The organism is Sulfobacillus harzensis, assembly GCF_012933365.1.
Taxonomy (GTDB): domain Bacteria; phylum Bacillota; class Sulfobacillia; order Sulfobacillales; family Sulfobacillaceae; genus Sulfobacillus_B; species Sulfobacillus_B harzensis.
In genome coordinates, this window is record NZ_JABBVZ010000119.1 from 1 (window position 1) to 9,402 (window position 9,402).

General features: G+C 57.0%; 7 protein-coding genes. 2 read left to right on the top strand and 5 right to left on the bottom strand.

Annotated elements, in window-relative coordinates; all coding sequences use genetic code 11:
* The 5 genes from HIJ39_RS19635 to HIJ39_RS19655 form a co-directional block, all read right to left on the bottom strand.
* The coding region (locus tag HIJ39_RS19635) for an amidohydrolase family protein (RefSeq protein ID WP_169102725.1) at positions 1–1,072 on the bottom strand (1,072 nt) is incomplete at its 3' end.
* 91 nt (positions 1,073–1,163) lie between these two features.
* Positions 1,164–2,858 carry a urocanate hydratase gene (gene hutU, locus HIJ39_RS19640; protein ID WP_169102727.1) on the bottom strand — a complete coding sequence of 565 codons (1,695 nt, stop codon included), beginning with the start codon at positions 2,856–2,858 and terminating at the stop codon, positions 1,164–1,166.
* A 45-nt stretch (positions 2,859–2,903) separates the two neighbouring features.
* The gene (locus tag HIJ39_RS19645) at positions 2,904–4,232 is read right to left on the bottom strand and encodes an amidohydrolase family protein (protein WP_169102729.1); all 1,329 of its coding nucleotides are present in this window, start codon (positions 4,230–4,232) and stop codon (positions 2,904–2,906) included.
* Positions 4,216–5,487 (bottom strand): hydantoinase/carbamoylase family amidase, encoded by a 1,272-nt coding sequence (locus tag HIJ39_RS19650; RefSeq protein ID WP_169102731.1) that lies wholly within the window; start codon positions 5,485–5,487, stop codon positions 4,216–4,218. The genes HIJ39_RS19645 and HIJ39_RS19650 overlap by 17 nt, the downstream gene beginning before the upstream one ends.
* Positions 5,488–5,504: 17 nt before the next feature.
* On the bottom strand, positions 5,505–6,356 hold the full coding sequence (locus HIJ39_RS19655) for a MurR/RpiR family transcriptional regulator (protein ID WP_169102733.1): 852 nt from the start codon (positions 6,354–6,356) through the stop codon (positions 5,505–5,507).
* 418 nt (positions 6,357–6,774) lie between these two features.
* Between HIJ39_RS19655 and HIJ39_RS19660 the strand changes: the two genes are divergently transcribed.
* Positions 6,775–8,157, top strand: coding sequence for a purine-cytosine permease family protein (locus HIJ39_RS19660; protein ID WP_169102735.1), 1,383 nt, complete (start codon positions 6,775–6,777; stop codon positions 8,155–8,157).
* A 36-nt stretch (positions 8,158–8,193) separates the two neighbouring features.
* Positions 8,194–9,171, top strand: coding sequence for an agmatinase (gene speB, locus HIJ39_RS19665; RefSeq protein WP_169102737.1), 978 nt, complete (start codon positions 8,194–8,196; stop codon positions 9,169–9,171).
* Positions 9,172–9,402 lie beyond the last annotated feature (231 nt).

Consider the following 9,402-nt stretch of genomic DNA (forward strand, 5'->3'; position numbering starts at 1 on the left):
AAGTTTTTATTTCGCCATCCGGGTCGCGAAGTCCTTTTTGCGCCGGATGTTCGGGACTATTCACACAAGCTGCTAGGAGATTGACGGCCAGTGCCACCACAGTGGGCAAGTTGCCAATGGGGCTTGAGCCTGGGTTAAAATCGGTGGCCAGAGCGAGGTGAACTCCCCGGTCAAGAATTTTCCTAACCGGCGCGTAGCCTCCAGCTCCTCCATAGAAGGCGGCACCTGGCATAATCACTGCCGCCATGTGGTGAGTCGCCATAAGGTCGATTTCGTCCAAGCTGAGGCATTCCAGATGTTCAACCGAACGTGCCCCCAGCCGCACCCCCAGCTCGATTCCGCCAATTTGGGAAAATTGGTTGGTGTGTAGACGAACGGTTAGGTTGGCGGGTAGGGATTCGAAAACCGATGCCACCTCGGCGGGACTGTAAGCCGTACGCTCCACAAACGCGTCGACCGCCGACAAAAATCCCATCGCGGCGGCCTGTGGTAGTAATTGACTACGGACTGTGTTAAGCCAGTCGGATTTGCTGCCAGTCCGCGGGTGGGCATGGAGGAAGAGACCCGTGGCAATGATGTCCTGAGGCAGTTGATCCATGAGTTGCTGAATGAGACGCAGCGCCCGCATCTCTTCATCGAGAGTGAGGCCGTACCCCGTCTTCATTTCGAGCACGGTCGTGCCCCATGCTAGCGCTTCAGTGGCTAATTGCGTGGTAAGGGTGAGAATCTCGGTATCGGAGGCAGTCGCCCATTGATCGCTAGAGCGGGCGATCCCGCCCTTCCTCTGAGACAAGCTTTCATAGGAGACCCCTTGAAGCCGTGCCACATATTCATCGTCTCGCCATCCGGCAAAAGGGAGATGCGTATGGCAATCGATGAAGCCAGGGACCACGGCGCGTCCTTCGACATCGACCACGGTTCCCAGATTTCGCTCTTGGGATAGCAATTGGCTGGTCGGCCCCACCGCGGTAATGCGGCCGTTGTCGATGATGACCGCACCGTTCGGCTCAACAATCCATTGGTTTTGGGTACGGTCCTGATAAATTCGCCCGTGGGTCAACGTGAGTCGCACAGCAGATCCTCCTCGACGTGAATGGCATAAGAGCGGGGCGGGGGCATCCGATCCGGCGATGAGATGGCCCTCGGCCCGCTTTATGCAGTGGTTACTTGTTCGTGGGTACGTGGGTGGGTCCCAGAAGCGGCGTGTTGAAACGCTCGGGAAATGCCTCCAGTGTTCGCTGGGCCTTTTCGTAGCCCGCATCAGCGTGGCGCACTACCCCTATCCCGGGATCATTCCAGAGAACACGAGCGAGCCGGTCCGCACTGTCCGAGGACCCATCTGCGACGGTCTGGGCCCCCGAATGCAGGGAATACCCAATGCCCGTTCCGCCGCCATGGTGGAAAGCGACCCAATGCGCCCCGGAGGCAACATTCAGCAGGGCGTTTAAAATGGGCCAGTCGGCAATCGCATCCGACCCATCTTGCATGGCCTCCGTTTCGCGATAGGGAGATGCCACCGATCCGGTATCATGATGATCGCGTCCGAAGACTACCGGGGCATGCAGGACACCTTGGGCGACCAGGTCGTTTACTTTGAGGGCAAAGGCATCGCGCTCGCCCTGGCCCATATACGCGATACGGGCGGGTAAGCCTTGGAAATGAATATATTTCCGAGCCAGGGCGAACCACCGGCGTAGAAGGGGATTATCGCCAAACATTTCGAGAGCAAGATCGTCCATCCGATAAATATCCTCAGGATCGCCGGAGAGGGCAGCCCAGCGGAACGGCCCTTTGCCTTCACTGAAGAGTTCCCGAATCGTGGCGGGGACGTAGCCGGGGATATCGAATGCGTGGTCAACGCCGGCATCCAACGCTTCGCGGCGAATATTGTTCCCATAGTCAAAGGTGACGGCTCCGGCCGCTTGAAGACTTAGCATCTGTTCCACATGGCGTCCGATGGAGGCCCGGGCGAGACAAAGATACTCTGTAGGGTCTTTGGCTCTGAGCGCCGCCGCCTCGTCGACGCCATACCCGTCCGGTATATATCCGACCAAGGGGTCGTGCGCAGCTGTTTGGTCGGACAAGATATCCGGTACGATGTGACGTTCGCGTAAGTAGGCGAGGAGTTCGTTGGCATGGCACTGAATTCCGATCGTGTAGGACTCACCCTGCGCCTTTGCTTCGAGGGCCCGGGTTACGGCCTCAGGAATGCTGGTCATTCCGGCGTCTAGGTAACCTGAATCCAGTCGGCGCTGGATCCGCCGCGGATCGACATCGGCGATCAGGGCGACGCCTTCAAGCATTTTGGCCGCGAGCGGCTGAGCGCCGCCCATGCCGCCCAGACCCGCCGATACGTAGAGACGGCCGCGTAGGTGGTCCGCCTGAAAATGCTGTGTGGCTAGTGCCACCAGGGTCTGAAAAGTACCTTGAATAATACCCTGACTACCAATATAAACCCACGATCCGGCAGTCATCTGGCCGTACATGGTGAGACCCTCAGCTTCAAGGCGATTGAACTCATCGAGGGAGGCCCATTTGCCGACCAGATTGCTGTTGGCAATGAGAACGCGGGGAGCACTGGGCTGGGTCCGGAAGACGGCTACTGGCTTGCCCGACTGAATGAGAAGTGTCTCGTCGTTTTCCAGTTTCATCAAGGTCTCGACAATTTTGTCATAGGCGTCCCACGATCGTGCAGCCCGGCCGCGTCCTCCATAGACAATGAGATGCGCTGGATCTTCGGCTACCGCGGGGTCGAGATTGTTCATTAACATCCGCAGGGCTGCTTCTTGGCCCCACCCGCGGCAGTGCAGTGTGGCTCCTCGGGGCGCGTGGATATTGTCGTGACGAAACCAATTCATGGATTATGCCTCCTCCGTAGGATGTGATGAAAATCGTGCGTCATATCATGGGCTCCACCCGTTGACGAGTGCTTGAACTTGGCGGTTCAGCTGTGTATTGTCGATCGCCCGATGCACACCATCCCTTACAACCGGTCGCCCGGCGACGACCACGTCGCGGACGGCGTCAGGCTGCATCGCGTACACCACGTTCGCGGCGAGGGTGCTTTCAGTCCAGGGAATGAGCGAGGGATGGGTCAGGTCGATCCCGATGAAGTCGGCATAAAAGCCGGGTTCAAGACGTCCTGTGGGAAGCTGGAGAAGTTCTGATCCGCCGATCGTGCCCATCTCAAGAACCCGGTCATGGCCTAGAACGGTTGCATCGCGCGAAACTCCTTTATGCACGAGGGCGGCCATCCGCATTTCTTCAAAGAGGTTGGCCCGATTATTGCTGCAGCCACCGTCGGTTCCCAATCCCGCCACGACCTGCCGTGCAAGTAGTTGGCGCAGTGGGGCGATGCCATCCGCCAAAAACAGATTGCTCGATGGGCAATAGGCCCAGCGAGTGCCGGTTTCGGCTACCAGATCAATATCCCCGTCCGTCAAACAGACCAGATGGACGGCAATCGTGTTCGGGCCCAACACCCCTAATTCCGCGAGGTGTGCGACCGGTGTGTGGCCCGTACGGGAGCGGACCTCGTCAACTTCGAAAGGTTCTTCCGCAACATGGATGTGACATGGCACCTGGAGTTCTCGAGCCAAGGCGTGGGCTTCGCGGATCATCGCGTCGGATGCGCCATGCAGGCTGTGCGGTGCGATGTGAATTATCACTTGGGGGTCATCGGCGACCTCCGCGGCCAGGGTCTGGGTGCGCTGGACGGCCTGGTCGATGGTTTCGCGATACGCGGTCGGGGCGCCGTTCCAATCGTAAAAAGTCCGCGCCAATACGAGCCGGATTCCTACGTCCCTGGCCGCTTGAATGACGGCTCGATCCGACGCCAGTCCATCACCATGGAGATAGAAGAATTCCGCCACCGTGGTGACGCCAGCTTGCAGCATTTCCAAAAAGGCGAGCTGACTGCCCAGATACAAGGTCTCGGGGTCCAGATGCGGGGTGAGGCGATACAAGGCCTCGTCTCGCCATGTGAGAAACGGACGGTCGACGCCGCGACCCCGCGCCAAATGCTGAAAGGCGTGGGCGTGAACGTTAATCGTTCCCGGCATTAGGAGGCGGTTGGGCCAGAGGGTGACCGGCACGTCTTGATATTCGCTTTGCAGAACGTCGCGGGCTCCTGCTGCGACAATCTGGCCGGACGTGTCATTCACAATGAGGCATCCGTTGGGTTCAAGCCCTGTCGGAAACAGTACGTATTCGGCTTCATAGCGCCTTAACACCGGTTACTACCTCCTCCAGCGTTTGATCGAGCGCGATTAGCGCGTCGTGCAAGATTTCTGCGCCCATCGCCAGATCGGGGGCGCGACTCGCTTCGTCTGGACAGTGGCTCTTTCCCGCCAGACTGCGAATAAACAGCATGCCGGTGGGAACTCGGCGCGCCATATGGGTCGCGTCATGCCCCGCCCAACTATTTAAGATGGGCGGGGCAACGCCACGGGATTGGGCGGCGTTGACGAGAATACGTTGCAGGTCAGCAGAAAGCGGTTGTGGTGCTTGGTTCAAAATATTGCGAATAGTGACTGCGATACTAAGCGACGTCATCGCTTGTTCCAGGCGCTGTCGATAGCGTTCAGCGGCGTGCTGGAGCTGATCGACGTCGGTAGATCGGATCTCGACGGTGAACACTACCTGGGACGGCACAATGTTCACCGCGTTGGGATACACGTGCACTTGCCCCACTGTGCCTACCATCCAGTGCGGCCACGGCTCACGCAAAAGGGCGTTCAACGCCAATACCGCATGGCTGAACGCGTGAAGCGCGTCTCGGCGGTGGGCCAACACCGTCGTGCCCGCATGATTCTGTTCCCCAGTCAGGGTGATGTGGTCGCGATAGATCCCGGTGATGCGGTCAACCACGCCGATGGGCAGATCCGCGGCGTCAAGCCGCCCGCTTTGTTCAATGTGGGGCTCAATAAAGGCTCCAATTTCATCCGGATCGAGGCTGTCGCAGTTCGCTAAGTCGCCACCCACGCGTCGTAAGGCCTCAGTGAGTAAGCGGCCATTATCGCTTGTGTGGGTCATTAGTTGCGCGCTGCCAAGCCGGCCCGTGTAGAGCCGACTTCCTAGGGTAGAGAGTCCAAAGGGATTGGGTTCTTCGCCGGTAAATGCCACGACTGCCAATGGATGGCGATTGCGGTAGCCTCGGGCCGCTAACGATTGCAGCACCTCCAAACTCATGAGAACACCCGCTGCCCCATCATAGGCTCCTCCGTGGGGCACGGTATCTAGATGTGAACCAGCAGCAATGGTTTTGGCTGACGCCTCATGCCCTGGCATGCGCCCCCATTGGTTACCGGCGGCATCGACCTGGTACTCGAGACCGGCCTCGATGACTTCTCGGTGAAACGCAGTCCGGGCCTCAAAGTCCGCATCGCTACCAAAAGGGCGCGTAATACCGCCGCCGGGGTCTCTTCCGATGGCGGCGAATTCGACGATGCGCTGCATTAATCGTTCTGAACTGATGGGCGAGGTCACAATAGTTGGCTCCTTTGTTACGGTCGGTAGACGTGGCGCCGCGTCTCGTAGTCTTCGAGGGCCTGCAGCCGGGCCTCAATGTTGGGGGTGGCCGCCGCCGCCTCGCGGATGAGATAGTTGATGAACACCATGACAGCCGCGTAGGAATCAAAAAGCGACGCCCGCGCGACCGGCACGACAGCCACTGGACGGGCGAGCGACTCAACGGGTGTATGAGGCCGGTCGGTGATGGCGGCAATGGGCGTGGCCCAGCGCGCCACGTCAGCGAGCCAATCCAAGAGCACGGCGGAATACCGGGGGAAGACGAACGCAAGAACGGCGGTGTCCGGTTGGACGTGTGACGCCAGGGCTGTCCATTGGGGCGTGTCAGGTGTCGCACATTCGACGCTATCTCGGATTTTGCTCAAGAAATATGCTGCATATGGCATCATCGTTGCCGACGCACGGGCCCCCGCTAAGACAAGACGGGGCGATCGCAGGATAAACTGGACCATGGCCTTAGCCTCGGTACTCTCGCAAATCAAGGGAAGCTGAGACAGGTTGGTCATTTCTTCGGCAATTAGGGGGTCGTCCTCGGAGGGCGTCGGATGATGCAAATAGCGTGTCCGATCCGGCGCCTTCCATTCTTCGCGGACTAGGTCTTGCAGTGTTCGCACGAAGTCTGCGAAGCCCGAAAACCCAAGGCTCATGCAAAACCGCGAGACCGTCGATTGGCTGACGTCGCAGGCCTCCGCGAGCTCTACGGCGGACATCAGCGACACGTCACGTAAATGGTCGGCCACATACTGTCCGATTTGACGGAACGCGCTAGACGACGATCCTTGATCGGAGACCTGAGTTTTCAATTCATCTAATGTTGCTATCGACATCGTGTTCACCCCGAAAGCTCAAGAATGAAGTGATGCATATCTATCGTAATAGATTGGCGAGGTAGCATCTTCGCCTGGTATGTTATCACAAATCACAACTAGCAACCACGCCATTTCTATCCATTACCGAAATTATAAGTATTTTACTTTTTATTGGTTGAATTTATGCAATATGGATGGTATCATGCACCTGTAGAAATAAGTCAATTCATATCGGAAATTTATGGACTGGAAGTACCAGAGCCTCCTTGCAGGCGAAAGTAGATGGGATCCGGGAGTAGACCGAGCGATGCAGGGACGGACCAGACACGTCGCAAGGCCGCTGGTGGAACAAAGCGATAACACAAGCGTAAGAAAGTGATGGGTCGCTCAGTGCCTGGTGCAGTCCTATAGGTTCATCTGGGAAAGGAGAATATCGATGCAAATCGAGGAACACTCGATCGATTTTATTCCGGAAGAGGAGCGCCATGGACACATTTCCAACCTCTTTACCGTGTGGTTCGCCGCCAACATGCAGCTCACACCCCTAGTGACCGGCGCCATAGCGGTGACCTTGGGCCTGGATTTGGCGTGGGCTATCGTGGTAATCCTTGTAGGCAATCTCGTTGGAGCTATTTTCATGGCCTATCACTCGGCTCAAGGTCCGAAATTAGGCATCCCGCAAATGATTCAAAGCAGGGCGCAATTCGGGGTGGTCGGAGCCATTATCCCCTTGGTCATTGTCATTTTGATGTATCTCGGCTTCTTCGCCTCCAGTGGTGTGATCGGGGGACAGGCGCTGTCAGGGCTCACGGGTGGTTCTGTGAGCATAGATCCGGCCATCATTATTCTCAGCATTGTGGCTACTGCTGTGACGATTGTCGGATATGACTTGATTCACGCGGTTGAACGGTGGTTATCGCTGGTCTTTGCCGTCGTTTTTATCATCGTGACCGTCAAGGCCTTTTCGCTGCCAATGCCCCACGGAACCTGGTCGCTGGCTCACCCCAACTGGCCCATGATTCTCTTGATGCTCACGATTGCGGTTACATGGCAAATCTCCTACGCGCCCTATGTGGCGGATTACTCTCGGTACATGCCGAAAAGCACATCCATCAGTAGGACGTTCGGCTTTACCTACGCCGGTACCGTTCTCAGCAGCGTCTGGATGATGACGCTGGGATCCGTGCTGACTGTCGGAATCAAAAACTTCCTTAACAACTCGAGCGCCAACGTCGCTCACCTGCTGGGCGGGGGTGGATGGGCGGTGTTGATGTTCTTGGTGATTATGCTCGGCATAATTGCGGTAAACGTCTTAAACTTGTATGGGGCTTTTATGTCAACGACTACCTGTACCCAAGCAGTCGTGAACATTGCTGTTAATCGCCGAACACGAACGACATTTGTGATTATTATGGCGATTATTGGCACAGGACTTGCTGTCGCCGGACAAGGAAACTTCCTCAATGACTTCAGCAACTTCATTTTGTTCCTCGCTTACTTCCTCATCCCGTGGACGGCCATCAATCTGGTCGATTTCTATTTCGTGCGTAACGGCGAATATCGGATTGCCGACATTTTTAAGCTGGACGGCATCTATCATCGTGTCAATTGGCGTACCATGCTGGTCTACGTAATCGGTGTACTGGTCGAAATTCCCTTCATGGACGCCACGTTTTACGAGGGGCCGGTGGCTAAGGCCATGGGCGGCGGGGACATCTCCTGGCTAATAGGCCTCGCGGTGTCGGCGCCACTGTACTATTTACTCAGCCGCGGTAGTCGTGCCAACCAGGATGTCCAAGCGGAAATAGCCGAGGGATAAGGTCAACGGTATTGGTCCATCAAGGGAGGGATTAAGATGTCAAAAAACCATCAGCGCGATGTCCGCCAGCGGAACGCTATGACGTCGCCGCGTTTTGCGCAGATCGCGACCTTCGCAAGGCTTCCCTATGAGCGCGAGTTGTCCGACATTGATCTCGCCTTTGTCGGAGTGCCGTTTGATGATGGAACCACGTTTCGTTCGGGGGCGCGGATGGGCCCGTCGGCAGTTCGCGAACATTCCCGCCTGTTACGGCCGTTTAACCCTTTTATGAATGTCGCCCCGTTTGACATCCTCAACGTGGTGGATTGGGGCGATGTGGATATCATCCCCGGATTCGTTTTGGAGACCTTCGAGAAGGTTCAGAACGACGTCGCGCTCTTGATGCAACGCCGGACGGCCCCGCTCGTTTGCGGTGGCGATCACTCTATCACGCTGCCGGTTCTCCGGGAACTGGCAAAGCAGCATGGCCCAGTCAATCTGATTCATTTCGATTCCCATCTCGACTTTTGGGACGAATACTGGGAGGGAAAAAAGTATACCCACGGCACGTGGCTTCGCCGGGTGGTCGAGGAGGGGCTGGTGGATGTAGTATCTCAGGCCGGAATCCGGGGAAGCCAATATGGGGTCAACGACATGGATTTCGCCCATGATCACAACATTGACATCACGTTTATCGATGACTTTCATCGGGACGGCGTCGACCAAACAATGAAGCGGATTCTCGACCGATTTTCGCCGGAGCGGCCACTCTACATCTCGTGGGATATTGACGTTGTCGACCCAGCCTTTGCTGGAGCTACGGGAACGCCCGAGGTGGGAGGACTCACCAGTTGGCAGGCAGTCCAAGTTATTCGCAGGCTGGTCGGTTGGCGCGTCGTTGGCATGGACATTGTGGAGGTGTCGCCGCCGTATGATGGGCCGGGAGGACAAACCTCACTGCTGGCCGCCAACTTGTTCTACGAGATAATTTCGGTTATGGCGCGCAACACCGCGGCCGGATTGTCGATTTTCTGAGGAGGGTCGCAGTCTGTGTAGGGGTCGAACGTTTGATGGGCGAGACCTTGTAACGGTGAGTAGGAGCGCACCCGAGCCGAACGTTCCCTTTATGGGGGCCGTCGGCATTCCAGCGGCATTGGCCGCCCAACAATTGACGCCGCAACTGTTTCCACAAGCGTCCTGTAGAGATGTGATTTCGGCGGACTTTGACAGTTGAGGAAAAAATCCCCCCGTTGGTACGGTTGTGGT

Excerpts from the sequence above, each read along its gene's own strand:
- HIJ39_RS19660 (WP_169102735.1), top strand. The coding sequence starts at position 6,775 with ATGCAAATCGAGGAACACTCGATCGATTTTATTCCGGAAGAGGAGCGC.
- speB (WP_169102737.1), top strand. The coding sequence starts at position 8,194 with ATGTCAAAAAACCATCAGCGCGATGTCCGCCAGCGGAACGCTATGACG.
- hutU (WP_169102727.1), bottom strand. The coding sequence starts at position 2,858 with ATGAATTGGTTTCGTCACGACAATATCCACGCGCCCCGAGGAGCCACA.
- HIJ39_RS19655 (WP_169102733.1), bottom strand. The coding sequence starts at position 6,356 with ATGTCGATAGCAACATTAGATGAATTGAAAACTCAGGTCTCCGATCAA.